Here is a 26,012-nt window from a genome sequence, read left to right on the forward strand (position 1 = left end):
TGAGTGAAAGGGTAGGACGATGCGTCTTCTGATCGTGGGAACACTCGAAGGCTATATCAGCGCCGCCGGCAAGATCGCCCTGCAGAAGGGTGCGAAGGTCGCGCATACCGATAGTATCGAGGGGGCGCTGAATGCCTTGCGCACCGGCCAAGGCGCCGATCTGGTGATGATCGACGTCAAACTGGACGTGCGCATCCTGGTTGATGCCTTGAAGAATGAACGGTTCGCCGTTCCCGTCGTCGCCTGTGGCGTAGGGACCGATGCGCAGGCCGCCGTAAAGGCCATCCGGGCGGGTGCCAAGGAGTATATCCCCCTGCCTCCCGACGCGAACCTGATCGCCGCCGTGCTGGAGGCGGTGGCGGAGGAAAGCCACGCCATCGTCAGCCGCGACCCCACCATGGCCGCCACCCTGTCGCTCGCCGATCAGATCGCGCCAAGCGATGCCTCGGTCCTGATCACGGGCGAAAGCGGGACGGGTAAGGAGCTGATGGCCCGTTACCTGCATCGCAAAAGCCGGCGGTCGGGCGCGCCTTTCGTGTCCGTCAACTGTGCCGCCATTCCGGAAAACCTGTTGGAAAGCGAGCTGTTCGGGCATGAGAAAGGCGCCTTCACGGGTGCGGTGGCCCGGCGTATCGGTAAGTTTGAAGAGGCCAATGGCGGCACCCTGCTGCTGGACGAAATTTCGGAAATGGACCTGCGGTTGCAGGCCAAGCTGCTGCGCGCCATTCAGGAACGAGTGATCGACCGTGTGGGCGGCAATACCCCCGTGAAGGTCGATATCCGCATTCTGGCCACCTCAAACCGTGACATGCTGTCGGAAGCCAAGGCCGGGCGGTTCCGTGAGGATTTGTATTTCCGCCTGAACGTGGTGGCCTTGCATCTGCCGCCATTGCGCGACCGTCCGCACGATATCGCGCTGTTGTGCCAGCATTTCGCGACGAAATATTCCGAGGCCAACGGCCTGCCCGAACGCACTGTCGGCCCGGCGGCCATGGCTCTGCTCCAGTCGCATCACTGGCGCGGAAATGTACGTGAGTTGGAAAACACCATGCATCGCGCCGTCCTGCTGTCACGCGGGACGGAGATCGGGACCGACGCCATCCTGCTGACGGGTGCCGATCCGACCTATGCGCCCACGCCCACCCCTGCGCCGCAGCCTGCCGCCTATCAGCCGGCACCCCCACCGCAGCCGGTGATGCCCGCCGCTGCCCGCGCGGCCAACAGCTATGGCAACGCGTCCATCTATTCGCCGCAGCCTTATGCGCCACAACCCTATCCGCCGCCGCCGGCCCCGGTCATTCCCGTGGCTGATGCCGGCAACAGCTTCCTGACCGGCGGGTCGGCGACGCAGGCGCTGGTGGGGCGTACCGTGGCCGATGTCGAACGGGACCTGATCATCGATACGCTAAAACACACGCTGGGCAACCGCACCCATGCCGCCAATATCCTTGGTATCTCCATCCGCACGCTGCGCAACAAGCTGAAGGAGTATAGTGAGGGGGGAGTGGCAGTGCCGCCGCCGGCAGGCGGAGTGGAGGATGACCGGGCGGTGGGATGACCGCCCACACCCTGATCCCAACCGTCCCTGACACAGAGATTTAAGACCACCGCCCATGACCGACCAACCGCAGACGAATGTAGGCTCCGCCCAGGATGCTCTGCGCCTTATCGGCCAGTCGCTGAAACGCGGCGAGGTTGGGTTCGCGATTGCCATTCTGGCTATCGTGGTGGTTCTGATCATCCCCTTGCCCACCTTCCTTCTGGACGTGGGTCTGACCATTTCCTTTGCCTTCTCCGTCCTGATCCTGATGACGGTGCTGTCGATCCAGAAGCCGCTGGAATTCAGCAGTTTTCCCACCATCCTGCTAGTCAGCACCATGTTGCGACTAGCCCTCAACCTAGCATCGACCCGTCTGATCCTGGGGCATGGGCATGAGGGGGTGGACGCCGCCGGCCACGTGATCGCGACGTTCGGTCAGTTTATCATGGGCGGCAATTTCATCATCGGCGTGACGGTGTTCGGTATCCTGATGCTGGTGAATTTCAGCGTCATCACCAAAGGTTCTGGCCGTATCGCCGAAGTGGCTGCCCGCTTCACCCTGGACGCCATGCCCGGCAAGCAGATGGCTATCGACGCCGATCTGTCCGCTGGCCTGATCGAAGAGGCAGAAGCCCGCAAGCGCCGTAAGGAACTGGAAGATGAAAGCCAGTTCTTCGGCGCCATGGACGGTGCGTCGAAGTTCGTGCGCGGCGACGCGGTGGCCGGTCTGGTCATCACCTTCCTGAATATTATCGTCGGCATGATCATCGGCATCGCCCAGAAGGATATGGAGTTCCTGGAGGCGGGCCAGACCTACACGCTGCTGACGGTCGGTGATGGTCTGGTGTCGCAGATCCCGGCCCTGCTGGTCTCGCTGGCCGCCGGTCTTATGGTGTCGAAGTCGGGTTCCACCGGCTCCACCGACAAGGCCGTGTTCGGGCAGCTGACCTTCTATCCCACCGCCCTGGGCCTGACCTCGGCGGTGGTGCTGGCCATCGGCCTGCTGCCCGGCATGCCGAAGATCCCGTTCGGCCTGCTGGCGATCGGTCTGGCCGCCGCCGCCTATTACTTGCCCAAAACCAAACTGATGCGGCAGGCATTGGAGGCGGAACAGGAAACACAGGCCGCGGCCGCCGCCGCCCCTGCCCCTGTCGCCGACGAACCCATTTCCACAGCTCTGGCCATCGACCTTGTCCGTCTGGAACTGGGTTATGGCCTGCTTTCCCTGATCAATTCGGAGGTCGGCCACCGCCTGACGGATCAGATCAAAGGCCTTCGCCGGCAGTTGGCGGGTGAAATCGGCATCATCATGCCCGCCGTCCGAATCCAGGATAATCTACAGCTGCCCCCCAATACCTACCTGATCCGCATCAAGGAGATTGAGGCAGGCCGGGGTGATGTGCGGCCCAACATGCTGCTCTGCATGGACCCGCGTGGTGACCGTATCGGTCTGCCGGGTGAGGCGACGACGGAACCCACCTTTGGCTTGCCCGCCATGTGGATCGACGGGGCTTACCGTGAAGAGGCGCTCTTCAAGGGCTATACGGTTGTCGACCCGCCCACCGTCGTCACCACGCATTTGACCGAGATCATCAAGGACAATATGGCGGACCTGCTCTCCTACGCGGAGACGCAGAAGCTGTTGGACGAGATGGGCAAGGAGCACCAGAAGCTGGTGGGCGATGTGGTTCCGACACAGATCACCATCGGCGGCCTGCAGCGCGTGTTGCAGAACCTGCTGGGCGAGCGTGTGTCGGTGCGCGACCTGCCCACGATTTTGGAGGGTGTAGCGGAGGCAACGGCCTATACCCGCAACATGACCCAGATCACCGAACATGTACGCGCCCGTCTGGCCCGCCAGATTTCGGACAGCAATACCAACGATCTGGGCTTCATCCCCCTGGTGACCCTGTCGCCGGAATGGGAGCAGGCCTTTGCGGAAAGCATTGTGGGCGACGGCGACGAGCGGCAATTGTCCATGGCACCGTCGCGCCTGCAGCAATTCATCACCGCCGTACGCCAGTCTTTCGAACGCTTCGCGATGCAGGGTGAGGCTCCGGTGCTGCTGACCTCCCCGCTGATCCGGCCCTTCGTGCGTTCCATCATCGAACGCTTCCGTCCGGCCACGGTGGTGATGTCACAGAACGAAATCCATCCCAAGGCCAAGATCAAGACGTTGGGGCAGATATGATGGCGCGGACGAGACATATCCTCCACCGCCATAGGGTTTTCGCCGGAAAGGCTGCTATAGTGGCGTTTCATCGGATCAACAATGGCTGGAGGGCCGGGAAGGCGGGGTCGGCATGCGTCTGAAATCGTTCCATGCGCCATCCATGCAGGAAGCCATGCGGCTTGTCCGCGAGGTGCTGGGCGACGACGCCATCATCGTGGCCACCCGCGAGGAGGAAGGCGTCGGCGTCCGCGTAACCGCCGCCATCGAGGAAGATGAGGGCATGCTGGCGACCCACGCCCCGGTCGCCGCCCCCAATCCCCTGCGCTTTCTGGAACCGGAAGGCCCGGAACCCATTGATGTCGTCGCCGATGCCCTGCTGCGCCATGGTGTGCCCGCGGAGCTGAACCAGCGGCTGGTCGATAGTCTGGAAGATTTCGATACACGCGACCCGATGATGGCCATGGCCGCCGCGCTTGACGCCGTTTTCAGCTTTCAGCCCCTGCCCGATGGCAAGGCCCCCCGCCCCTTCATGCTGGTCGGTCCGCCGGGCGGTGGGAAAACTTTGACCGTCGCCAAGCTGTGCGCGCGATGTGCGCTGCAGAAACGTCCCGTCGGGGTCATTTCGACCGATACGATCCGCGCCGGCGGCATTGAACAGCTGCAGGCCTTCACCCGCGTACTGAAACTGCGCCTGATCACCGTGGAGGATCCGACGGCCCTGTCGGACGCGGTGGAAGTGTCGCGCGGGATGGAACAGGTGCTGGTCGACAGCGCTGGCCGCAACCCCTACAACGCGCAGGATATGAAGGATCTGCGGGAATTCGTCACCGCCACCGATATAGAGCCTGTGCTGGTCATGCCCGCCGGGCTGGACCCGGTTGAGGCGGTGGAGATCGCCAAGGCCTTCCGTGCTGTGGGTGCCCGGCGCCTGCTAGCCACCCGCATGGACATGGCCCGGCGATATGGAAGCCTGCTGGCCGCCGCGCACGAGGCTGGCCTGGCTTTTGCAGATGTAAGTGCGACGACAAAAGTTGCCGACGGGCTGACGGCCCTGACGCCGACAATTTTGGCTAAGATGATGATGCCGGAACTGCAAGCCGAACAGCGGCGAGCCAAGCAAACGGGGACCCACGCATGAACGACCTGTCCGCGATGATGGCCGCCTCCGCCAATGTCACCCCGCTGCGCCAGCGCAACATCCTGGCCGTCGCCAGCGGCAAGGGCGGGGTGGGCAAGACCTTCTTCTCCATCAGCCTGACGCACGCGCTGAGCAAGCTGGGCCGCAAGACCTTGCTGTTCGACGGCGATCTGGGCCTTGCCAACGTCGATATCCAATTGGGCCTGATGCCCAAGCGCGACCTGGGTCAGGTCATCGACGGCATGGTGACGCTGGCCGGTTCCACCACCCGCTATAATGAAGGCGGGTTCGACATCATCGCTGGCCGTTCCGGGTCCGGCAGTCTGGCCAATCTGCCCCCGGCAAAATTGACCCAGTTGCGCAACGACCTGACCGATCTTGCCCGGTCCTACGACAATATCGTCATCGACCTGGGCGCCGGTGTGGACCGCAATGTCCGAACCTTCACCGCTCCCGCCGGCATCTCGCTGGTGGTGACGACGGACGAACCGACCAGCATCACCGACGCCTATGCCTTCCTGAAACTCTCCTACCAGGCCAACCCGATGGCCGACCTGCGCATCGTCGTGAACATGGCGCAGACGCGGGCCGAGGGCGACAAGACCTATGAGACGCTGCTGGCTGCGTGCCGCAAGTTCCTTGGCAAGTCGCCGCAGCTGGCCGGCATCATCCGCCGCGACATGAAGGTTCGCGAAAGCATCAAGACGCAGACGCCGCTGCTGGTCCGTTCTCCCACCTCTGACGCGGCGCATGACATCATGGCGCTGGCGCAGAAGCTGACGGCGGGTTGATCCATCGGGCGGGCCGGACACGATGTCCGCCCCCCTTCCTCCCGCCCTGACGGGGGCAGGGACCACGACCGGTCCGGCACCATCCGGCGCCAGTCTGGTGCCGCTGGCCGATGTCATGATCCGTGCCCTGCCGGACAAGCTGGCGGGGCTTGACCGCGCGCTGGTCGTATCCGGTCAGGTGGTGACGCAGGAGGATGGCAAGGCCACCATCCGCACCGCCGCCGGTGATGTGTCGGTTGAAACGCCAACCCCGCTGCCCACCGACCGCCCCGTCACCCTGCGCATCCCGCCGCAGGTGGCGGGAAGCCCGCCCCGCGCCGCCGCCCTGGCCCCACCGCAGACACAGCCGCCGCCCCCGGCGGTGAACAATCCTGCCACCGACAAGGCCGCCACGCCGCAGACCACGGCCCCCACCCCGGCGGCCCAGCCCCTGCCGCAGATTCAACCTGGGGCCACCATCGCCGCCATCGTCGTGGCCGCCACGCCACGCGCACCATCACCGCCGCCCCCCGTCAGCACCAGCAACGCCGCCAGCGGTGCCAACACCGCCACGCCATCGGGACAGGCGCCAGCGCCCGGTGGCGGTGCGGCTACAGCGGAAACGGCAAGCCCACCGGCGTCTGTGCCCACACCCCAGACGCCTACTCCCAACACAGGCAGCACGCCCAGCCCCGCGCCGTCTCAGGTGAAGGTGCCGCTCCCCGGCTCGGCCTCCTTGCCGCCTCTGACCGCCCTGCTGGGCGATACGCCAGCGGTGGTGGCCAAGCCCGGTGTTGCCGCCCCGCCATCGCGGGAACCAGCACTGCCCCCGACCGACACACCAGACCAGCCCCCGGCACCCGCAGCGGAACGGCCAACAACGCCACCCGCCCCGGATGCCGCGCGTCTGGCCCGGCTGGCACGGTACAATATCCCCACCACCCCCTCATCCGGCTTATTCTCCTTCCAGGACCTGGACAGCCCTTCATCGAAGCCGCCGCCGGTAACGGAAGCGCGGCTGCGGTCGGCGGCACCGTCAGCCCCAGCGACCGCCCCATCGACACAACCGGCGGCGGGCACACCGGTTCCAACGCCCAGTCCCGCACCAACGGGTGGCGGAAGGCCCGCTGAGCCTACGGCGGCCCCATCCCGCCCGACCGCACCCGCCACACCTGGCGCTCCCATGCCCGACCTGCCCGCCGCTGCGGGAGGGCAGGAATTGGCACGGGCGCGGCAGCCATCACCGCCTCAGCCGCCCACAGCCCCTCCGACCAGCACCTCACCAGCAGGACCATCCCTCCCGCCGCTGCCCGGTTTAAAGGTGCCTGTTCCAGAGGCGGCAAAGCCCGCCGATGGTCAGGCCCCCGCAACTCCCGCCCCAACGAATGGCCCGGCTCCCGACAGTCCGCTCCCGGGCAAAGCCTCTTTGTCGCCGCCGATGACGCCGCAGCCGCCCGGAGTGGAACCGGAGACCGGTGAAATACCCCTGGCCCGCATCCGGGGCGGACAGCCGCCATCCCCCCCCACGGCCCCACCGACGGGGGAACAGACACGACCACAGCCAACACCCGCCCAACCCGGCGCGCCGCAACCACAGGCGATCCAGGCGGCACGGCTGCGCGATCCGCAAACACCCGCCCTACCAACAGCGCCGTCGACAGTACCCACACCCAACGCGCCACCGGCACCAGCGCCCAGCGTCCCGGCACAACCAACAGCACCCGCCGTACCCCCGGCCGGCAATGACAGCCGCCCCCTCCCGCTGCCGATCCCTGGTCAGGCGGAGTATGCCCCCGCCCCGCCGGTGCAGGTGGCGCGGGCGCGTGACGCCCTGCCCCCATCGCCCCAGACTGCACCCGCGACGACGCCGGCTGGCACACAGCCAGACGCGAAGCCGGCACAGCCTCCGACAAGCCCACCGGCCATGCCCGATAGGCCGGATCGCACCGGCCCGCCCGCGCCCGCCGCCCTGTCTCCCGGCAACAACGCTTCGCGCCCACCTGCCCCCACAATGCCCCAGACCGGGAGCGAGCCCGCCCGGCCGACACCGACCTCCGTCCCTGCGCCAGCACCGGAGACTGAACCCGTGGTCCAGACTGCCCGTCTGCGCGGCGACGCACCGGCCCCGGCGACCGCGGCCCCCACCGTACCGTCAGCGCCACCGCAGCCCCCCCGTCCGGCCCCCCTGCCCAATGGGCAGCCGGTGCAACTGCGTATCCTGTCGGTGGAGATGGCGGGGGCAACCCCGGCAAGTCTGGACGACGCGCCGGCCAACTCTGTCACCGGCACCCTGGTTGGCAATACCAGCCAGGGGCAGCCCGTGGTGACGACACCGGCGGGAACCCTGGTTCTGCGGGCGCGCACCGATCTGCCACCCGGCACCAACCTGACGCTGGCCCTGGAAATCCCGCAAAACCGGGATATGGCCAGCATGCTGCCCCCGCTTGACCCTGGCCAGGGCAGCGACTGGCCCGCCATGCGGGAGGTGATGTCGGCCCTGATGGCCGCCGATCCCGCCATGGCGCGCACCATCGCCGCCAATATCCTACCGCAGCCCAGCAAACGCCTGACCACCAACCTGACCTTTTTCCTGTCGGCCCTGCGCGGTGGTGATGCCTCGGGCTGGCTGGGCGGGGAAGCGACCGAGATTCTGAAGGGCCGGGGTGGTGCCCGCCTGCTGGCCCAGTTGCGGGAGGATTTCCAGGCGGCGGCGCGGCAGGCGGCGGAACCAACGCCCGACGGCTGGCGCGGCATGCCCATCCCGTTCGGCGTGCCGGAACAGGTGATGCGCGCCCAGCTGCATGTGCGCAGCGCGACGGACCAGGAGGGAGAGGAGAAGCGTGCCGACGGCCGTGGCCCTGCCAAGCGCTTCCTTCTGGACCTGAATTTCAGCCGTCTTGGCCCCATGCAGCTGGATGGGCTGGTCTGGCCCGGCCGCTTCGACCTGATGATCCGCACCCAGACGCTGCTGTCGGCGGAGCTGCGCCAATCCATCGGCACCATCTTCCGCGACAGTCTTGAAACGGTCGGATACGCCGGCACCATCGGGTTTCAGACCGGCGCACATTTCTGGGCGCGTGTCCAATCGGCATCACGCGGTTCCGGGGTGCGGGCGTAAAGGGCATCTTGCCAACATGTCTCATGGCGCATCATCACCACCCACGTCATAGTTAACCATAATCAAAATAATGAACCGGGGGAACTTCATGGCGATGGCACCGGACGGGCGCGACGGAAGGGATCATCCCCAACGCACGCAGTTGAATGACGAGTTGCACGCGCGTCCGCACATGCGGATCACGACCCCGGCGCGCATCACCCATCTGGCCCATCTGACGGGGGAACTGGGGGCTGATCACGCCCACCTGCTGGCGCTGTGCCGCGATGTCGGCCTGCCCCTTCCAGGGTTGGAACTGCGGCAGGTGCAGCTGCTGGTCGATGGCCGCACTGTAAAATGGGAACGCCATACCGAATTCACCGCCGTCACTATTGCCGACATGGCGCCGGGTGAGGCGGGGGACTGGTCGGCCCTGTCCCCGCGTCTGGCTGACTGGACCTCGCGGCTGCCGGGACCGCGTCTGGTCGCCTGCCATCTGCGACTGGAGCCGGATGGAGACCCGCACCACACGCCCGACAGCCTGTCCGCCATCTTCCCACGCGGTGAACTGCTGGGCAGCGAGGTGGCGGGCGGTGAAGCGCTGGTCTGGACCGACTTTCACCTGGGCAGTGACGGCCATACCCGTATCCTGGTCCGGGATAAGGCCCTGTCGGCCAGCCATGCCGGCCGCGTGATCCAGCGCCTGCTGGAGATTGAGACCTACCGCATGACAGCACTGCTGGGCCTGCCCCTGGCGCGGGAGGCGGGGCCGGAACTGGCCAGCCTGGAACAGCGGCTGGAAGGCATCGTGGCCCGTACCGCCCTGGGCGGCAATCTGGCGGAGGAACATGGGCTTCTGGATGCGCTGACCCGGTTGGCCGCCGAAGCAGAAGCCCTGTCGGTGCGCTGCCGTTACCGGTTCGGAGCCACGACCGCCTATGCCGAACTGGTCGAACGTCGGGTGGAGGAATTAAGGGAAGAACGGATACCCGGCCTGCAGCGCCTGGGCGTCTTCCTGGAACGCCGCTTCCGCCCCGCTGTCCGCACCTGTGAGGCGGTGGCCCGGCGTCAGGGAGAGCTGGCAGCCGGGATCAGCCGCGCCAGTTCGCTGTTGCGCACGCGCGTGGATGTGCAGCGGGCGGAACAGAACGCCGAAATCCTGAAAAGCCTGGAACACCGCGCCCGCACTCAGTTGCGTATTCAGGAAGCGGTCGAAGGCCTGTCGGTCTTCGCCATATCCTACTATCTGCTGGGGCTGGTGAAATATGTGGTGGATGGATTGCCCACCATTGGCGGCCTGCCGCCCAAGGCGCTGATGACCGGCATTGCCGTGCCGACCATCGTCGCCGCCGTCTGGGTGGGGATCAGGCGCCTTCGCCGGGCGGTGTCGTCTGGGAAATGAGGTACCGCTCCACCCCCCTGGCCGCCGCCACCGCCGTCGCGTAGCAACCCTGGAGCAGGTATCCGCCCGTCGGTGCCTCCCAATCCAGCATCTCGCCACAGGCAAAGACGCCCGGCAGCGCGGTCAGCATCAGGTTGCCGTCCAGTGCCGACAGCTTGATGCCGCCCGCACTGGAGATAGCACGGTCCAACCCCCGCTGTCCGGAGAGGGTCACCGGCAGGGCCTTGACCAGCGCCGCCAGATTGGCGGTTCGGCCCAGATCGGCATCGCCCGCGAATTCCCGGATCAGGGCACCGGTGGGCGGCCCCAGGGTCAGACCCTTGCGCAGCTTGTTGGCCAGACTGTCGGCGGGCGGGGTACGCGCCAGCTTATTCTGCACCTGCGGCCCCGTCAGGTCGGGCTTCAGGTCTAGATGCACCACCGCTTTGCCGTCCCGCTCGATCACGTCGCGCAGCGGCGCCGACAGGGCATAAAGCGCCCCACCCTCAAGCCCCGTGCGCGTGACGACCAATTCACCGGGAACGGTTCGGTCCTTGAAGGTCAGGGCGATGCGCTTCAGCGGCTCCCCTTCTGCCCGCTCCAGGAACCCGGCACTCCAGGCGACATCAAAGCCACTGTTGGACGGGCGGAACGGGGCGAGCGGCACACCGCGCGCCGCCAGCAGCGTACTCCACCCGCCATCCGACCCCAACCGCGGCCAGCTGGCCCCACCCAGTGCCAGGATGGTGGCGGTGGCCTGGACCGTCTGCGGACCCGTTGGGGTATCAAACGAAACGGCCCCGGCATCGGCCCAACCCGTCCAGCGATGACGCGTGAACAGCTTCACCCCCAAGCCGTTCAGCCGTTGCAGCCAGGCGCGCAGCAGGATGGACGCCTTGAAGCTTTTCGGGAAAACCCGGCCGGAGGAGCCGACAAATGTCTCCACCCCCAACCCATGGCACCAGTCGCGCAGGTCGGTGGGCGTGAAAGCCCGGATCAGCGGGTCCATGAAGGGCCGGGCAACGCCATAACGGGTGATGAACCGATCCAGCGGTTCGGAATGGGTGATGTTCAGCCCGCCGCGTCCGGCCATCAGGAACTTGCGCGCTGGGCTGGGCATGGCGTCGTGGATTTCCACGCGATGGCCCGCACCGGCCAGGATTTCTGCCGCCATCAGACCCGCAGGGCCAGCGCCGATGATCAGGATGGGGCGGTTCAACATCAATACGATCCTGAAACTTTACCTTGGAACATCATTCAAAACGCAAAGGGCGGCGCCGTCACCGGCACCGCCCTTTCCACTGTCACAACACGCGATCAGGCGTGGGTGATGGCGCGCTCAACCAGCTGGCCCAGATGCTGGGTACGCTTGGTCAGGCTCTGCAGCACGGCAGAGATTTCAGCCGTCGCGGCAGCGGTCTGGCCCGACAGGTTCTTCACTTCACCGGCCACGACCGCGAAGCCCTTGCCGGCTTCGCCCGCGCGGGCGGCTTCGATGGTGGCGTTCAGGGCCAGCAGATTGGTCTGCTTGGCAATGGCGTCAATCTGCTGCGCCACCGTGCCGACCTTCTCAATTTCGGTCCGCAGGCCTTCCAACTCACGGCTGATTTCCTGCAAGGCGGAGGACACCTCGCTCTTGCCAGCGCCGGAGAGATTGCTCGATTCGCTGCCGTACTTCATCTGCAAAGGCCTTGCGTCTCAGGGGTTGTCCGATCAAGGGCCCGGGTCCACCGGGTCCGACAGACTACATAGCACAAACTGTCGAACACCATGGTTACGATTTTCCACCGAACACATCACTTTCGGATAGGAAGAGGGATGCCGGCATCGACGGGATGGCGTGCCCCCCGTCCATGGGCGCTACAGTCCGGGAACGATCAACCGGACGAGGGATGAAATGTCGTTGCATGAGCTTCTGGTGCCGACCTTCACGCAGATGCTGCGCGCCATGGGCGGCTGGCTGGACAAGGCGCAGGCCCATCAGGGGGCAGATACCGATGCACTGCTGTCGAATCGGCTGGCACCTGACATGTATCCTCTGGCAGCGCAAATCCGCTTTGCCTGCTTTCAGGCGCAGGAACCGTTCTACCGTCTTCAGGACGTCGCCCTGCCCGATACGCTGCTGGCCATCCGTCAGCAGGGATGGAACGCCAATGCCAATCCCGGCAGCTGGGTCCAGGCGCGGGAATGCCTGTCGGCGGCGATCGGTTTCCTGACAGCACTAGAGCCAAGCGCGTTGGACCGGCATGACAGGCGCACCATCGGCCTGGCCCTGCCAAACGGCATGGTCTTTGACATGTCACCTGAACAATATGCCCGGGACTGGTGCCTGCCGCAGTTCTATTTCCACCTGACAACGGTCTACACGATCCTGCGCCATCACGGCATTCCGCTGGGCAAAGCCGATTATGTCGCGCACATGCTGGCCTATCTGCGCCCGCCAGGGGCGACGCCGGCCTGACCCTCGCGCACAAAGAAAAAGGGAGGGCCAATGCCCTCCCCTCTCCCCTTAGCCGATCCCGGTCAGGATCAGGCGAAGGTCAGTTCCGTCGCACGCACAACGCTGGGCAGGGCACGGATGGTGGCCAGCAGGGCGTCATCCACCTTCTGATCGACCGACACCAGACAGATGGCGTTGGCGCCCGGTGCCGTGCGACCCAGGTGGAAGGTGGCGATATTGACGCTGGCATTGCCCAGCGTCGTGCCCAGCTTGCCGATAAAGCCCGGCTTGTCCTCGTTGCGAACGAACAGCATGAAGGGCGTCACTTCGGCTTCGATCGGCACTTCGTCGATTTCGACCAGACGGGGCTTGTCGCCACCGAACAGGGTACCGGTGACGCTGTTGGTGCCCTTGTCGGTGGTAACGATGATGCGGACCAGCGTCTGATAATCGCCGTCATTGGTACGCTTGGTTTCGGCCACCTTGATGTCACGCTCCTTAGCGATGACGGGGGCGTTGACCATGTTCACCGATTCCATCAGCGGACCCAGCAGGCCCTTCAGCACGATGGCGGTCAGCGGCTTGGTGTTCAGCGTCGCGGCCTGGCCTTCATACTCAATGGCGACACCCTTCAGGCTGCCATCGATCAACTGACCCACGAAACCGCCCAGTTGTTCGGCCAACTTCATATAGGGGCGCAGACGCGGGGCTTCCTCGGCAGTGACCGACGGCATGTTCAGCGCGTTGACGACCGCACCATTGACCAGATAGTCGGCCAACTGCTCGGCCACCTGCAGGGCAACGTTTTCCTGTGCTTCCGTCGTGGAGGCGCCCAGGTGCGGGGTGGCCACAACCTTTTCATTGCCGAACAGCGGGTGGGCCTTGGCCGGCTCCTCCGCGAACACGTCCAAGGCGGCACCGGCAACGTGACCAGCCTCAATGGCGGCCTGCAGTGCCTCTTCCACGATCAGACCGCCACGGGCGCAATTGATGATGCGCACGCCCTTCTTGGTCTTGGCCAGGGCCTTGGCGTCCAGCACACCCTTTGTCGCTTCGGTCAGCGGGGTGTGCAGGGTGATGAAGTCAGCGCGCTTCAGCAGGTCTTCCAGTTCCACCTTCTCCACGCCGATTTCCGTGGCGCGTTCCGGCGACAGGAACGGGTCGAAGGCGATGACCTTCATCTTCAGGCCGATGGCGCGATCAGCGACGATGCCGCCGATATTGCCGCAGCCGATAACGCCCAGTACCTTGCCGAACAACTCCACGCCCATGAAGCGGTTCTTTTCCCATTTACCGGCATGGGTGGATGCATTGGCTGCCGGGATTTCACGGGCCAGCGCGAACATCATGGCGATGGCGTGTTCGGCCGTCGTGATGGAATTGCCGAACGGCGTATTCATAACGACGACGCCACGGGCCGTGGCGGCCGGGATGTCCACGTTATCAACACCGATACCAGCGCGACCGACAACCTTCAGATTGGTGGCGGCGGCCAGGATATCCTTGGTCACCTTGGTGTTGGAACGGATGGCCAGACCATCATACTCGCCGATGATGGCCTTCAACTCGTCGGGCTTCAGGCCGACCTTCACATCGACCTCGACGCCGCGCTCCTTGAAAATCTCAACGGCGCGGGGGCTCAGGCTGTCGGAAATCAGAACCTTGGGCATGTGACTATCCTTCACGGGATATGGCGCCGCGCGTCAGGGGGGGGCATGAACCCCGGCAGACGGGCGCTCAGGAATTTAATGTGGGGGTACGGGAACGGGCCATTTGCCCGTTCCCGGCAATCAATCAGCCGGCCTTGACCGTTGCATAGGCCCAGTCCAGCCAGGGCAGCAGGGCCACGATGTCGGCGTTCTCGACGGTGGCGCCGCCCCAGATGCGGATGCCCGGCGGGGCATCGCGGTAGGAGCCGGCGTCCAGTGCCACGCCTTCTTTCTCCAGAAGGCTGGTCAGCTTCTTGGCGATCTCGGCCTGGGCTTCCGCCGGCTGTTCCGTCGCCCAGGGGTCAACGATCTTCAGGCAGATGGAGGTGCAGGAACGGCTTTCCACGGTGTCGGCCAGGAAATCGACCCAGTCGGTCTTAGCGACCCAGTCGGCAACCGCCTTCAGGTTGCCTTCCGAACGGCCGATCAGCCCCTCCAGACCGCCCACCGACTTGGCCCAGTTCAAGCCGTCCAGCGCGTCTTCAACGGCGATCATCGACGGGGTATTGATGGTTTCGCCCTTGAAGATGCCTTCCGACAGCTTGCCATTGCTGGCCATGCGGAAAATCTTCGGCAGCGGCCAGGACGGCTTATAGTTCAGCAGCCGGTCAACGGCACGGGGGCTGAGCGCGATCATGCCGTGTGCGGCTTCACCGCCCAGCACCTTCTGCCAGGACCAGGTGACGACATCCAGCTTGTCCCAGGGCAGGTCCATGGCAAACGCGGCCGAGGTCGCATCGCAGATGGTCAGGCCTTCACGATCAGCGGCGATCCAGTCGCCATTGGCGACGCGCACACCCGACGTGGTGCCGTTCCAGGTGAAGACCACATCGCGGGAGAAATCAACGGCGGTGAGGTCGGGCAGCGCGCCATAACCGGCGACCATCTGACGGACATCGGTCAGCTTCAGCTGCTTGACGACGTCGGTGACCCAATCCTTGCCGAAGCTCTCCCAGGCCAGCATGTCGACGCCACGGGCACCCAGCAGCGACCACAGCGCCATTTCAACAGCGCCCGTGTCGGAAGCGGGAACAATGCCCAGCCGGTAATCGGCGGGGATGCCCAGAATGTCTTTGGAGAGGGTAATCACCTGCTCCAGCTTGGCCTTGCCAGGCTTGGAGCGGTGCGAGCGGCCCGTCAGGGCGCCCTTGAGGGCTTCGATCGTCCAGCCGGGGCGCTTGGCGCAGGGACCCGACGAGAATTGCGGATTAGCGGGGCGATTGCCCGGCTTCGGCGCAGCCATTATGGCTATTCCTTCCAGAATAGTAGCACCCCGTTGGGGGGGTGTGACCCGCCGCCGAAGCTATGGATTTGAAAGGTGCCCGTCAATGGGGCATCGCTGCGCGTGGATCAGATTTCTGCTCTGCGGGGCACGCAGAGGAAAGAAAATTACTTCTAGTTTGTTCCCTCAGGCGCCGGGCCGGCGGTCGCCGGCCAGCAATGGTACGGCGACCATCACTACCCCATGGGCAGCAGCGACTTGTCCACCAGACCGGATTCCAGCATGGCATTGCACAGCTTGAAATAGGCGTCGCGGCGTTCGGTGGCGCCGGGGAAACGTTCCAGATAGTTCAGGATGAATTCCGGTCGCTTCAGCGCCTGGGTCAGCTGATCCGCAGCCAGTTGCCGCGCTCGCCCTTCCGGCAGGCCACCGCACAGTCGCACGATGGTCAGGATACGGTCGGCGAACGGCATGGCCTGATTAGCCAGGATTTCCGTGCGGATACTGTCGAAGATGGCGCTGTCCAGGATTTCGGCCATTTCCCGCTTGGGTGCCGCCGGCATGCCGGACATCACGATGCGTCGGGCCATGGTGCCCAGCGTCTTGATCGCCTCCATCCGGTTGCCGACCTCGCGGATGAAATCCTCCGGCACGATCAGGCTGCGCAGGTACGTTGCGATCTTCGCCTTCGGCGCATCGCCCGGCGCGGTTTCGGCCAGGGACAGAACCGTTTCCGCCTTGGTCACTGCCCCCCTAATGGGGCCGATCAGTTCGGACATCGCCTCCGGCTGGATCAAACGGTCGGCGCGCTGCGCCAGCGCCTCCAGCACCTCCTCATCCCGGGCCAGGGTCGGCGCGTGCTGGCGCAGATAGGTGATGACCTCGACCGTGGCCTCCATCTCATCCCGGATGCCCCGGTCGCTGCGCAGCGGCAGCCGGGAATGGAGATGACGCAACAGGCCCAGGCGCAGTTCGGCCAGGGTGCGGGGCAGCACCCCTTCGGACAGCAGCATGGACAGGGCCTTCACGCCCGCCGGCTGTTCCCCCTGCCCCGACCCCAGATTGCCGACATAAAGATCAACCGCGTTCAGCACCAGTTCCAGGCGCGTCTTCTCCTGTCCCGCCAGTTCCTTCAGCGCCAGGGGAGAGGCCAGGATTTCGGCGGCCAAGCTGTCCAGGACGCGCATCTCACGCAAGGACAGGTCCGGCGTGAACAGCTGAAACAGCCGATCCAGCTTCTCCACCCAGCTTTTGGCATCGGCGAGATGCGCAGCCACAGCGCGGTAAAGCGCCCGCGACAGCCCTTCCGGCAGGCCCTTATAGGCGGAAACGACTTCCAGCAGCCCGCCAGGACCGATCTTGATGGGCGGGTTGCCCTTGGATTCCTTGACCAACGTCGCCAGACCATTGTCGGCGATGTTCATCAATTCCTTCATGCGCGACACGGCGGTCTGCTTGGTGCCCCGCACCTGTACAGAGGCGAGACGCTGCAAGGCACCCTGCACCGTCGTACCTGCCTGATCCAACACCCGGGCATGCACCTCGTAATTCAGGATTTCCAGCGGGGTCAGCCGTTTCTCATCCAGGAACTTTATGAAGAAGGTACGGAACATCTGGCGCTGGATATCGCCCATCAGGTCTTCAGGCTTATCGCACCACGACGCGTCCCGTCCCGGATTGGCCCGGGCCAGCGGGTCGACTTCCTGCACGCCATTGCGCAGGCGTTTCACCATGGTCACGGTGGTAACGAACTCATGGTCCTTATAGTCGGAACGGCGGACAAGGCGGATACCATCCACCTCATTGCGTTGAACCAGCATGGCAGCCGACGGTTCCAGCTGACGCAGGTCGGGCGACTCCCGCACCACCAGCCACAGGTCCGTGTGGAAACTGTGCAGTTCATAGACCGTCTGGACGGTACCGATGAGTTTCTGTTTGTCCACAGGCCAGGGCTCGATAAAACCATCTCGAACGCCGACCGTCAAACCAACGGGGCGGCGCCAGCGGACGGCAAGTCTGAAAGCCGGGCTATCTTGCTCAATTCTCCATCCGGGGTAAACAGAGGAATAACGGACGGGTTGGATAGACCGAAAGGCATAGGCGATTTATACCACCTATGCGCGTACCCATCAGGCCTTTGCGGGCCGCCACATGGCCCTTTCCGGCTTATCCAGTGCTGCAAAACCGAACTTTGCGTACAACCCGTGCGCGTCCGCCGTGAAAAGCAGGAATCGGCGCAAATCCGCCCATTCAGGACGGTTGACCACACTGTCCACCAGGAAGGTTCCAAGCCCCGCACCGCGCCGTTCCGGGTTTACCCAGACATCCGCCAGATAGGCGAAACTGGTGTGGTCCGTGATGACGCGGCAATAGCCGATTTGGAAACAATTGAAATCATAGAGGCCAACTGCCACCGAATGGCGTGCAGCCTGCTCGACTTTCGCGCGACTGATTCCCGGTGACCAATAGCTGGATGCCAGGGCCGGATGGATAATATCGAAGTTCAGACGGGCCGGATCATTGCTGATGACATGCCCATCATCGCGGCGGATTTCCCAGATATCCATGGCGCCCTTCCTTTATCGATTGATCGCCATATGAGCGGCAAGCCCGGCCAGGACTGATCCCATGACCATGCGCTGCACGCGCGCCCAAACCGGTTGCCCTGCCAGGAAGCAGGCGATGCCACCACCGATCAGGATGAAAATGGCATTCACCGACAGGCTGATACTGATCTGCACAGCGCCCAGTTCCAGACCCTGCGCCAGGACAGGCCCGCGCGCCGGATCAATGAATTGCGGCAAGAGCGACAGGTACAGCATCGCCGCCTTGGGGTTCAGCAGGTTGGTCACCAGTCCCATTGTGTAAAGGCGACGAGGGCTGTCGGGCGGCAGATCGCGAACTTGAAACGGGGAATGTCCGCCGGGACGCAGCGCGTTCCAGGCTAGCCACGCCAGATAGGCGGCGCCGGCCCAGCGGATGAGGTCGAAAGCCAGAGGTACGGCAGACAGCACCGCGGTCAGGCCCAAAACCGTCGCCGTCAGGAAGATGACAAAGCCGGTCCCTACCCCCATCAGCGAGATCAGGCCGGCGCCGCGTCCCTGACAGATGGACCGGGAGACGAGATAGGCCATGTTGGGACCCGGCGTCAGCACCATGCCAAGGCTCAGTGCCGCAAAGCCGCCTAGAACGGGCAGTGGCACCGGCAGAAGATTGCCAACCAAGCTGATGTCAAACATGGATCGTGCCTTCCAGATAAAGGACGGCGCGGCCCGCGATATGGACGCGGTCACCCAGCAGGCGGCAATGCAGCGTGCCGCCGCGCGCCGAAACCTGCCGCGCCTCCAGCACATCCTTGTCTAGCCGTTCCGCCCAGTAGGGGATCAGGGTGCAATGGGCGGACCCGGTCACGGGGTCCTCCGGAATGCCATCCATGGGGGCGAAGAAGCGGGACACGAGATCCACCCCCGGCTCATCCCCTGGCGCGGTCACGATGACCATGCGCCCCACCCCATTCAACAGGGTAAAATCGGGCGACAGGGCGCGAACTGTGGCCGCGTCCTTATAGACAACGAACCAGTCGCGGGCTGCCTGCACCAGTTCCGGTACCGGCCCACCAAGTCCCCTGACAAGGTCGGGGTGGATGTCGATATCCTTCGGCGCGCGGTTCGGGAAATCCAGGGTGTAAAGCCCATCGGCAATGATCACGCGCAGGTCCCCCGCCACCTTGGTGCGGAACCGGATCTCGCTGACATCGGGATTGATGAAATTCTTGATGACGAACGCCGAGGCCAGGGTGGCATGGCCGCAAAGGTCAATCTCGTTGGCCGGCGTGAACCAGCGCACGAACCACCCCTGGCCATCGCGCAGGATGAAGGCGGTTTCCGCCAGATTGTTCTCCACCGCGATGGATTGCATGACGGCGTCAGGCAGCCAGCTTTCCAGCGGGACCACGGCGGCGGGATTACCCCCGAACAGAGTGTCGGTAAAGGCATCGACCTGATAGAGCGGCAGACGCATGATGGGTTCCTCGAAGATGGCTTCAGACAGTTTCGCGTAAATGCGCCAGAACGGCGATGGCGTGATCAATCTCCGCCTCCCCCGTGCGCCAGCTGGAGACGGACAGGCGGGCGGCGGGACGCCCACGCCAGACGGTGGGACCGAACCAGATCTCGCCCGATGCCTCCGCCGCCTTGCGGATGCGGGCCAGATGAGTGCCATCATCGGTGTCGCCCGCCACCCGGATCAGCACCTGGTTCAGGACGACACGGTTCAGCACCTCGAACCCCGTGGCGCGCAGCCCGTCGGCCAGGCGGCGGGCCAGGGCGCGGTGGCGGTCCACCATCGCCGATATACCCTCCACGCCCAGGGTACGCAGGGCCGCCCAGATGGGAATGCCCCTCGCCCGGCGGGAGAATTCCAAGGTCAGGTTCTTCTGCGCAAACGGATCGGCGGTGGCATAGGCCGCGTCGCTGTTCATGGCGGCGGCCAGGGCGTGGCCATCGCGGCAGATGGCGATGGCACCGTCATAGGGGGTATTCAGCCATTTATGGCCATCGGTGGTCCAACTGTCCGCACCCTCCACCCCGGCAGTGAGGCGCATGGCATCCGATGACAGCCGTGCCCACAGGCCGAAGGCGCCATCAACATGTACCCAGGCACCAGCGACCCGCGCGGCCCGGATCAGGGGGATGAAGGGATCGAATTCGCCCATATTCACCTCTCCCGCCTGCAAACACAGGATCGTGCTGTCATCCAGGGGCGGCAGACGGTCAGGATCGATCCGGCCAAATTCATCGGTGGGCGCGATGATCAGGTTATCCAGGCCGAAACCAAGCACCCGCAAAGCCTTGCGCACCGTGATATGCACCGTCTCCGACACTACCACCCGGATGGGCGGCGCGCCGGCGAGCCCCTGACGATCAAAATCCCAGCCCTTGCGTGCCAGCAGCGACCGGCGCGCCGCCGCTAGACAGGCCAGACCACAGGCGGTTGCCGACGTGCCGAACCCCACCGCCGCCTCACGCGGCAGGTCCAGCGCCTCCAGCAGCCAGTCACCCGCCTGCCGTTCCAGCACAGCCGCCACCGGTGAATTGTCATAGGAAGAGGCGCATTGATCCCAGGCCAGCATCAGCCGTTCCGCTGCCGCCGCTACCGGCAGTGCCGCCCCGATGACAAAGCCGAAATAGCGCGGACCATTGCTGGTCACGGTCGCAGGACCGCCGACACCATCGAGCATGGCCAGCGTTTCCTCGGCTGGACGACCCCGATAGGGCAACGGCTCCGCGAATGCTGACAAGCCGTCCAACGCCGATTGATCTGGAAAGACCCGGCGACCGGCCACGCCGCCGAGATAAGCGGCGGCGCGGCTATCGGCATCGCGGATCAACGAAAGTTCGTCCATGATTGTCCCTGTCGCAGGGGGAACGTCACCCGTAGGCGACACAATCAACAGGTACAATCAGGACAATGGACACTCAATGACGATATTGTATCCATAACAAGATCGTCATATCAGCAGCAGCAAAGCACTAGCTGCAGTGGCGAGGCCCAGGGCACCGTTAAACAGGCGCAGACGGCGGTCATCCCGCAACCAGCGGCCCATGGCTTGGCCAAACAGGACCCAGACAAGGGTCCAGGGCATGCCCACCACCAGGAACATGCCGGTGACGGTTACGATGCTTCCCACCTCCCCTAGTGCCGGCATGCGGTAAATGGCATGGACGGACAGGGCCATGGCCAGACCCTTGGGATTGATGAACTGGAATGCCGCGGCCTGCAGGAAGGTCAGGGGTGCGGCGCGTGATCCCGCCTCCGGACGGCCCGCCGTTCCGATCCTCCAGGACAGGTAAAGCATATAGGCCACGCCGGCATATTTCAGGATTGGCTCCAAGATCGGCACGGCGCGCATCAATGCCTCCCCGCCAATACCGGCCAAAAGCAGCAGGGAACCGAAGCCGACGACAATGCCCAGAATATTCGGCACCGTACGGCGTACGCCAAAGGTGGCGCCACTGGCGGCCAGGATCATGTTGTTGGGGCCCGGTGTGACGGAAGTGGCGACGCAATAGGCCGCCAGGGCCAGCAGGGTTCCGTTCAGGCTGTTTTCCATCACGCACCCTCCATGTATGGGTGACAATCACCATTGTCACCCTTGCCTTGCGTGAATTGTCACCCTGTATCGCAGAATTGCCGGGTTGATCACGCCGTCTCTTCTGGATATTTTGAGGACAATCAGGCGTCAATGTGCGGATTGTTCCTGGCACCCATGCGACAAAGGGGGACAATTTCCGCCATGACGGGGACAAACCCGGTTACGCCGGGTGCTTTCGACACCTAAATCCGATGATCGTCCGTGGTCACCGGGATCTGGATTGAGGATGCGCGCCATGAATCAGCCCGCCACCGTCCGCTGGCAGCCCGCCATCGCCCACCGTCCGGGCCCACTTTATCGCGCCATCGCGGCAGCCCTGGCGGAGGATATCGCCAACGGGACCCTGCCGCCCGGCACCCGCCTGCCCACCCACCGTGATCTGGCCTGGGACCTGAAGGTTACTGTCGGCACTATCACGCGGGCCTACCAGGAGGCTGAACGTCAGGGCTTGATCGGTGGCGAAGTCGGGCGCGGCACCTTTGTGCGTGACCCCCGCCGCCTGACAGAGCCGGTGGCGGACACAGGCGGCACCCTGATGGAGATGAATGTTGGCCTGATCGACCTGTCGGTAAATGCCACAGCCCTGTGGCCCGACGCGGGTGCCCTGACGGCAGCAACGCAGGCCGTGGCGCAACGGCCCGATCTGGTGGCCCTTATGTCCTATCAGACCCCGCTGGGCCATCCGCGCCTGCGCGCCGCCATTGCCGACTGGCTGGCCGACAGCGCCAACATGCATGTGGCCCCCGAACAGGTGCTGCTGGCCGTCGGCGGCCAGGGGGCCATGCTGACGGCCCTGTCCGCCGTTACGCGGCCGGGCGATACGCTGCTGGTGGAACAGTTGACCTATACCGGATTGCGGGCGGTGGCGCTGCATCTGGGGCTGCGGCTGGTGCCAGTGGCCATGGACGCCCACGGCCTGCTGCCCGACGCCGTGGAACAGGCGGCCCGCGCCCATGGCGCCCACGCGCTCTACTGCATGCCGACATTGCAGAACCCGACGACGGCCACCCTGTCCCTGGACCGCCGTCGCGCGCTGGTCGATGTGGCGCGGCGCATCGGGTTGATGATCATCGAGGATGATGTCTATGGCTTCCTGAAGCAGCCGGCACCGCCGACCCTGTACAGCCTGGGGCCAGATGTGACGCTGTATATCAGCAGCCTGTCCAAGTCGTTGTTCCCCGGCCTGCGCACGGGCTATGTGGTGGGGCCGCGCCCGCTGTTTGACCGGCTGGCCACGATCCTGCGCGCCACCGTCCTGGCCCCGGCGCATCTGGGCGTCGTGGTTGCAGCCGAACTGATCGACAGTGGGGAGGCGGTGCGCATCGCCCAGCGTCGGCGCGCCCTGGTGGCCGAACGTCAGGCCCTGGCCCGGTCGGTCCTGTCAGGCCTGGATCTAACTGGTTCAGACCACGCCGTAACCCATCTCTGGCTGCCCCTTCCGGAAAACGTGCGGCGGGAGGAGCTGGTGCGCGGCGCCCTGGAACGCGGGGTGAAGATTACGTCTGCCGACGGTTTCAGCCCCGGCAAGGGCGAGGTGCAGAATGCGGTGCGCATCTGCCTGTTGGGCGTGGACCATGCCAGCCAGTTGGAAAAGGGCCTGTCCGTGGTGGAAAGCCTGATCAGCAACCCGGTCGCCACCAGTGCAGCCTGGGTTTAAACCGACAGCAGCCGTTCCGCCAGTTCCACATCCGCCGCCTTGTCCACATCGACGGCCGCCAGACCGAAGGGCATTTCCACAACCCCTGCCCTGGCCCCCGTGATGCGACCCAAGCGCGCCAGGGCGGCGGTCAGGGTCAGGCGGCCCAGCATGAACCGCAGGATCGACAGCGGGCCCAGCAGGCGGATCATGCGCAGCGGGTGTTTGCGCTGGGCCTCCACCTGCCGCCAGATTTGCGCCACACCAGCGGCAGCGGGGGTGCGGAAGGCGAACATATTGCAGCCGGAGAAGGCCCCGTCGGCAAAGCGCAGATAGGTGCGCTTCGTCTCCGGCACCGCCGACTGGATCACGCTGTCACGCGCCAAACCGACGCAGACATCGCTGCCGTCCGGCAGATGCGTCAGGAAATGATCCACCCATTCCGGGCGCAGCAGCGCATGGTCTGCCGTGGTCACGAACAGCGGCGTGCCCAGCGCCTCCAGTGCTGCCGACACGCTGCGGCTGGGGCTGCCTTCTGCCGGCAGCAAGGCGATGCGCCCACCAGCTAGCAGCAGGCCCAATTCCGGGTGCTGTTCCACCAGTTCAGGCCGCTCGATGGCGATATGGATCATACCGACGCTGGGCGACGCGATCAGCGCCCGCACCACACGCACCAGCATGGGCACGCCTGCAATGGGGGCGAAGGCCTTGTGGCTGACGCCCATCAGCTTGGCCACCGGGTCCTCCGGCCCGCGCGATCCCGCCAGGACCAGCGTGTCCATCGGCGTCACAGCGCACGCTCATAAAGGCGATAGGTCTTGTACCGTTCGGAGCCGATAGCCTCGATCATGCGGCGCATGGGCCGGTTGTCTTCCAGGATCCAGGACAGCTCAATCCATTCATAACCCAGCTTGCGCGCTTCAAGGCGCATCCGGTCGACCACCAGAAAGGGCAGAATGGCCTGCAACCAGCCGCCCACGTCACGCCGCACCCCCATCAGGGGAACACGCGCCGTCTTCACGCCCGCCACCTTCAACCGCCACAGCAACTTGATGATGCCGAATGGGAACAGTTTGCCGCCCAGGTCCGCAATCGCTTCGTTCAGGTTGGGCAAGCAGACGCCGAAAGCCACGGGCTTGTCGTCAACCTCGGCGATCCAGGCCAGCTTGGGGTTGATCAGCAGCTTCAGCGATTTCGCCATCTGCTTGGTCTCGGCCTCTGACAGCGGCACAAAGCCCCAGTTGCCGGACCAGGCATTGTTGAAGATGCTGGTGACATGGCCCAGATCCTCCTCATACCGCTTCATGTCCAACATCCGCAGACGCAGATTGGCCGGAAGGGGGCGGTCGATCATCTGCCGCACACCAGCCGGCAAATCCTGCTCAATGTCATAAAGATAGGCGTAGACATCCTTGGCCTTGACCAGGCCCGCCGCCTCGATCCGCGGTCCCAGATATGCCAGGTCATGGCCCATCATCAGCATGGGCGGACGGTCCCAACCATCGACCAGCAAACCAGTCTCCTCATTGATCGACAGGTTGAAGGGGCCGACCATGTGGACCATGCCCTTTGCGCGCAGCCAATCGGCGGCGGCTTCAAACAAGGCGTCAACAACCGCCTGATCATCCTCCGCCGCCAGCAGGCCGAAATGGCCGGTGGCGTCCTTGCGGATGTCGAGGCCAGATCGGTCAATCTGGGCAGAGATGCGACCAACCACCCGAGCCCCGCGCAACGCCAGGAAATACATGACGTCGGCATGCAGGAAATAGGGGTTGGTCTTGGGCGACAGGGTTTCCTGCCGCTCCATGAACAAGGGAGGAACCCAATTAGGGTCGCCCTGATGCAGCCGGTATGGCAGGGCGATGAAGCGGTCAACGCCCTTGGAACCGGGTTCGACCTGTTCGATACGGATGCCGGCGTCCCCGCCCTGGCCGCCGCTCAAGATGCAGCCTTCACACCGTCGCTATTGCCCGATGCGGGCGGGCGCGGCGGCCGATCACGCGGCGGCGATCCGGTCAGTTCCATCACCCAGGGATAACGCGCCGCCTCTTCCACATCATAGCCCAGGTTGAACACTGTCGGGCTGCGCGGCTTCTGCTTGGCTTCGCGGTAGAAGGTACCCAGCAGCATGTCGGGACCATAGGAGATGATCCCGAAATTGCCGTCCTCGTTGTGGAAGTGGTGATAGAGGTGCAGCTGCTTGATCCGCGCCACCCAGTTCCAGGTCGGCTTGTAGTTTAGGTGCTGGATGCAGTGGAAGAATTCATAGATGCAGGTGGTGAACAGGCCGGTAGCCAGCGCCGTCGCCGCCGCCGCCTTACCATCGATCAGGTAGCCGACAGGCACCGTCACCAAGGCGATGGTGGGCAGGGTGTTGGCCAAGCTGCCGAACAGCACCTCCAGCTTATGCGGATCCTGGTGATGGTCGAAATGGATACGCTTCCACAGGGCGGCGGACCATTTCATCCGGTACAGCCAGCGGCCATGCAGGATGAATCGGTGGATCAGGTACCAGGCCATCGGATAGATGAATGTCGCGACCAGCACGGTCAGGGCCATCAGCCCCCAATTCTCCGTCCAGATCACCGCTAGCACGGCAGAGGCAAGCGCCAGCGCCGCGTAGGCCTGGATGGCCGGATATGTGGAATAGGCAAAAGCCAATTCCCGCAGGTTCATCTTGCCGAGGTCATAGCTGCGGCCGCGCCAGGCATCGCCCCACATGCCCCTACCCTTTCCTAAATCATCAAACGGG

Annotated in this window: 21 protein-coding genes; 8 read left to right on the top strand and 13 right to left on the bottom strand. The window is 64.6% G+C overall.

Features of this window, described 5'->3' with window-relative positions; translation table 11 throughout:
- The first annotated feature begins 19 nt into the window (after nt 1-19).
- The 6 genes from C0V82_RS06145 to C0V82_RS06180 all read left to right on the top strand — a co-directional run bounded on the left by C0V82_RS06145 (nt 20) and on the right by C0V82_RS06180 (nt 10,120).
- Entirely contained in the window at nt 20-1,558 is a 1,539-nt protein-coding gene (locus tag C0V82_RS06145) for a sigma-54-dependent transcriptional regulator (RefSeq protein WP_102111573.1), read from the top strand.
- A 55-nt stretch (nt 1,559-1,613) separates the two neighbouring features.
- On the top strand, nt 1,614-3,731 hold the full coding sequence (gene flhA / locus C0V82_RS06150; RefSeq protein WP_102111574.1) for a flagellar biosynthesis protein FlhA: 2,118 nt from the start codon (nt 1,614-1,616) through the stop codon (nt 3,729-3,731).
- 112 nt (nt 3,732-3,843) lie between these two features.
- Nucleotides 3,844-4,851, top strand: coding sequence for a flagellar biosynthesis protein FlhF (locus C0V82_RS06155; protein ID WP_102111575.1), 1,008 nt, complete (start codon nt 3,844-3,846; stop codon nt 4,849-4,851).
- Nucleotides 4,848-5,642, top strand: coding sequence for a MinD/ParA family protein (locus tag C0V82_RS06160; RefSeq protein WP_054167179.1), 795 nt, complete (start codon nt 4,848-4,850; stop codon nt 5,640-5,642). Before C0V82_RS06155 ends, C0V82_RS06160 begins: the two co-directional genes overlap by 4 nt.
- Before the next feature lie 22 nt (nt 5,643-5,664).
- Nucleotides 5,665-8,739, top strand: a complete 3,075-nt coding sequence (locus tag C0V82_RS26780; protein ID WP_158659764.1) for a hypothetical protein — start codon at nt 5,665-5,667, stop codon at nt 8,737-8,739.
- Between the two features lie 88 nt (nt 8,740-8,827).
- Nucleotides 8,828-10,120: a DUF3422 family protein gene (locus tag C0V82_RS06180; RefSeq protein ID WP_245924177.1), complete on the top strand. Its 1,293-nt coding sequence runs from the start codon at nt 8,828-8,830 to the stop codon at nt 10,118-10,120.
- Here the strand turns inward: C0V82_RS06180 and C0V82_RS06185 are convergent.
- Together C0V82_RS06185 and C0V82_RS27755 are read right to left on the bottom strand one after the other, a co-directional pair.
- Nucleotides 10,083-11,321, bottom strand: coding sequence for a TIGR03862 family flavoprotein (locus tag C0V82_RS06185; protein WP_102111579.1), 1,239 nt, complete (start codon nt 11,319-11,321; stop codon nt 10,083-10,085). The two genes, C0V82_RS06180 and C0V82_RS06185, sit on opposite strands and share 38 nt — an antisense overlap.
- A gap of 95 nt (nt 11,322-11,416) precedes the next feature.
- Nucleotides 11,417-11,779, bottom strand: coding sequence for a methyl-accepting chemotaxis protein (locus C0V82_RS27755; protein WP_054167173.1), 363 nt, complete (start codon nt 11,777-11,779; stop codon nt 11,417-11,419).
- Nucleotides 11,780-11,996: 217 nt separating this feature from the next.
- On the opposite strand from C0V82_RS27755, the gene C0V82_RS06195 reads away from it, so the two are divergent.
- On the top strand, nt 11,997-12,560 hold the full coding sequence (locus C0V82_RS06195) for a DUF1993 domain-containing protein (protein ID WP_102111580.1): 564 nt from the start codon (nt 11,997-11,999) through the stop codon (nt 12,558-12,560).
- Between the two features lie 68 nt (nt 12,561-12,628).
- Here the strand turns inward: C0V82_RS06195 and serA are convergent, their stop codons facing one another.
- From serA to C0V82_RS06235, 8 genes are all read right to left on the bottom strand, one after another.
- Entirely contained in the window at nt 12,629-14,209 is a 1,581-nt protein-coding gene (gene serA / locus C0V82_RS06200) for a phosphoglycerate dehydrogenase (protein WP_102111581.1), read from the bottom strand.
- Between the two features lie 124 nt (nt 14,210-14,333).
- Entirely contained in the window at nt 14,334-15,491 is a 1,158-nt protein-coding gene (locus tag C0V82_RS06205; protein ID WP_102111582.1) for a phosphoserine transaminase, read from the bottom strand.
- 215 nt (nt 15,492-15,706) lie between these two features.
- Nucleotides 15,707-17,413: a hypothetical protein gene (locus C0V82_RS06210; RefSeq protein ID WP_245924178.1), complete on the bottom strand. Its 1,707-nt coding sequence runs from the start codon at nt 17,411-17,413 to the stop codon at nt 15,707-15,709.
- A 186-nt stretch (nt 17,414-17,599) separates the two neighbouring features.
- On the bottom strand, nt 17,600-18,037 hold the full coding sequence (locus C0V82_RS06215) for a GNAT family N-acetyltransferase (RefSeq protein ID WP_102111583.1): 438 nt from the start codon (nt 18,035-18,037) through the stop codon (nt 17,600-17,602).
- A gap of 12 nt (nt 18,038-18,049) precedes the next feature.
- A complete protein-coding gene (locus tag C0V82_RS06220) occupies nt 18,050-18,709 on the bottom strand; it encodes a LysE family translocator (protein ID WP_102111584.1) in 660 nt (219 codons plus the stop codon).
- Complete coding sequence (locus tag C0V82_RS06225; protein WP_342752423.1) at nt 18,702-19,559, bottom strand: PhzF family phenazine biosynthesis protein; 858 nt, start codon at nt 19,557-19,559, stop codon at nt 18,702-18,704. Before C0V82_RS06225 ends, C0V82_RS06220 begins: the two co-directional genes overlap by 8 nt.
- Nucleotides 19,513-20,874, bottom strand: coding sequence for a pyridoxal phosphate-dependent decarboxylase family protein (locus C0V82_RS06230; protein ID WP_102111585.1), 1,362 nt, complete (start codon nt 20,872-20,874; stop codon nt 19,513-19,515). Before C0V82_RS06230 ends, C0V82_RS06225 begins: the two co-directional genes overlap by 47 nt.
- Before the next feature lie 105 nt (nt 20,875-20,979).
- On the bottom strand, nt 20,980-21,582 hold the full coding sequence (locus C0V82_RS06235) for a LysE family translocator (RefSeq protein ID WP_102111586.1): 603 nt from the start codon (nt 21,580-21,582) through the stop codon (nt 20,980-20,982).
- 277 nt (nt 21,583-21,859) lie between these two features.
- Here C0V82_RS06235 and C0V82_RS06240 point away from each other — a divergent pair, with 277 nt between their 5' ends.
- Nucleotides 21,860-23,281: an aminotransferase-like domain-containing protein gene (locus C0V82_RS06240; protein WP_158659765.1), complete on the top strand. Its 1,422-nt coding sequence runs from the start codon at nt 21,860-21,862 to the stop codon at nt 23,279-23,281.
- Here the strand turns inward: C0V82_RS06240 and C0V82_RS06245 are convergent.
- Genes C0V82_RS06245 through C0V82_RS06255 form a run of 3 tightly spaced genes read right to left on the bottom strand, consistent with a single transcriptional unit; the run spans nt 23,278 to nt 25,981 of the window.
- Nucleotides 23,278-24,042, bottom strand: a complete 765-nt coding sequence (locus C0V82_RS06245; RefSeq protein WP_102111588.1) for a nucleotidyltransferase family protein — start codon at nt 24,040-24,042, stop codon at nt 23,278-23,280. The genes C0V82_RS06240 and C0V82_RS06245 overlap by 4 nt on opposite strands.
- Before the next feature lie 5 nt (nt 24,043-24,047).
- Entirely contained in the window at nt 24,048-25,202 is a 1,155-nt protein-coding gene (locus tag C0V82_RS06250; protein WP_245924179.1) for a dATP pyrophosphohydrolase, read from the bottom strand.
- Nucleotides 25,199-25,981, bottom strand: a complete 783-nt coding sequence (locus C0V82_RS06255) for a sterol desaturase family protein (protein WP_245924180.1) — start codon at nt 25,979-25,981, stop codon at nt 25,199-25,201. Before C0V82_RS06255 ends, C0V82_RS06250 begins: the two co-directional genes overlap by 4 nt.
- Nucleotides 25,982-26,012 lie beyond the last annotated feature (31 nt).

Source organism: Niveispirillum cyanobacteriorum, assembly GCF_002868735.1.
In the GTDB taxonomy this organism is placed as follows: Bacteria; Pseudomonadota; Alphaproteobacteria; order Azospirillales; family Azospirillaceae; genus Niveispirillum; species Niveispirillum cyanobacteriorum.

What these genes read in the sequence shown, in the direction of transcription:
- C0V82_RS06145 (WP_102111573.1), top strand. Translation starts at nt 20, where the DNA reads ATGCGTCTTCTGATCGTGGGAACACTCGAAGGCTATATCAGCGCCGCC.
- flhA (WP_102111574.1), top strand. Translation starts at nt 1,614, where the DNA reads ATGACCGACCAACCGCAGACGAATGTAGGCTCCGCCCAGGATGCTCTG.
- C0V82_RS06155 (WP_102111575.1), top strand. Translation starts at nt 3,844, where the DNA reads ATGCGTCTGAAATCGTTCCATGCGCCATCCATGCAGGAAGCCATGCGG.
- C0V82_RS06160 (WP_054167179.1), top strand. Translation starts at nt 4,848, where the DNA reads ATGAACGACCTGTCCGCGATGATGGCCGCCTCCGCCAATGTCACCCCG.
- C0V82_RS26780 (WP_158659764.1), top strand. Translation starts at nt 5,665, where the DNA reads ATGTCCGCCCCCCTTCCTCCCGCCCTGACGGGGGCAGGGACCACGACC.
- C0V82_RS06180 (WP_245924177.1), top strand. Translation starts at nt 8,828, where the DNA reads ATGGCGATGGCACCGGACGGGCGCGACGGAAGGGATCATCCCCAACGC.
- C0V82_RS06185 (WP_102111579.1), bottom strand. Translation starts at nt 11,321, where the DNA reads ATGTTGAACCGCCCCATCCTGATCATCGGCGCTGGCCCTGCGGGTCTG.
- C0V82_RS27755 (WP_054167173.1), bottom strand. Translation starts at nt 11,779, where the DNA reads ATGAAGTACGGCAGCGAATCGAGCAATCTCTCCGGCGCTGGCAAGAGC.
- C0V82_RS06195 (WP_102111580.1), top strand. Translation starts at nt 11,997, where the DNA reads ATGTCGTTGCATGAGCTTCTGGTGCCGACCTTCACGCAGATGCTGCGC.
- serA (WP_102111581.1), bottom strand. Translation starts at nt 14,209, where the DNA reads ATGCCCAAGGTTCTGATTTCCGACAGCCTGAGCCCCCGCGCCGTTGAG.
- C0V82_RS06205 (WP_102111582.1), bottom strand. Translation starts at nt 15,491, where the DNA reads ATGGCTGCGCCGAAGCCGGGCAATCGCCCCGCTAATCCGCAATTCTCG.
- C0V82_RS06215 (WP_102111583.1), bottom strand. Translation starts at nt 18,037, where the DNA reads ATGGATATCTGGGAAATCCGCCGCGATGATGGGCATGTCATCAGCAAT.
- C0V82_RS06220 (WP_102111584.1), bottom strand. Translation starts at nt 18,709, where the DNA reads ATGTTTGACATCAGCTTGGTTGGCAATCTTCTGCCGGTGCCACTGCCC.
- C0V82_RS06230 (WP_102111585.1), bottom strand. Translation starts at nt 20,874, where the DNA reads ATGGACGAACTTTCGTTGATCCGCGATGCCGATAGCCGCGCCGCCGCT.
- C0V82_RS06235 (WP_102111586.1), bottom strand. Translation starts at nt 21,582, where the DNA reads ATGGAAAACAGCCTGAACGGAACCCTGCTGGCCCTGGCGGCCTATTGC.
- C0V82_RS06240 (WP_158659765.1), top strand. Translation starts at nt 21,860, where the DNA reads ATGAATCAGCCCGCCACCGTCCGCTGGCAGCCCGCCATCGCCCACCGT.
- C0V82_RS06245 (WP_102111588.1), bottom strand. Translation starts at nt 24,042, where the DNA reads ATGGACACGCTGGTCCTGGCGGGATCGCGCGGGCCGGAGGACCCGGTG.
- C0V82_RS06255 (WP_245924180.1), bottom strand. Translation starts at nt 25,981, where the DNA reads ATGTGGGGCGATGCCTGGCGCGGCCGCAGCTATGACCTCGGCAAGATG.